General features: G+C 59.9%; 1 protein-coding gene. It reads right to left on the bottom strand.

The features are described 5' to 3' along the window. Positions 1-280 (bottom strand): DUF3024 domain-containing protein (locus G8767_RS35355; protein ID WP_206030040.1); only part of this gene is annotated, 280 nt, incomplete at its 3' end. Positions 281-369: the final 89 nt, after the last annotated feature.

Here is a 369-nt window from a genome sequence, read left to right as displayed (position 1 = left end):
GCGCCAAGAACTGGTAACGGTGAAATTTGAGGTTCCGGTCCCGCCAATACAGAGTCCACAGCCCGGTTTTCTTCGTGTAAGACAGGCGGGCGATCGGGAATCGCGTCCACTCCGGTCCGAAGTCCTCACGCCACGGCGACCGGCATTCGCAGATCGTGACATGGCGCGGCGCGATGTCGCATTCGACCCGAATCTCATGACGCAGACGATCGGGAACTCTACTGGCGCAGTACTTCACGATCCGGGCGACATCGAGTTCGGGGAGTCCGGTGGCAGCCATGACCATCATCATGCCAACCGCCGTTATGGCCAGCTTTGCTATCCAACTGCGGAGGAACCGAGCACCTGGTCTTCTCGTTGGCGTGGACT

Source organism: Rhodococcus sp. IC4_135 (assembly GCF_011602025.1).
Lineage (GTDB): Bacteria > Actinomycetota > Actinomycetes > Mycobacteriales > Mycobacteriaceae > Rhodococcus_F > Rhodococcus_F baikonurensis.
This window is presented reverse-complemented; position numbering and strand designations above follow the sequence as displayed.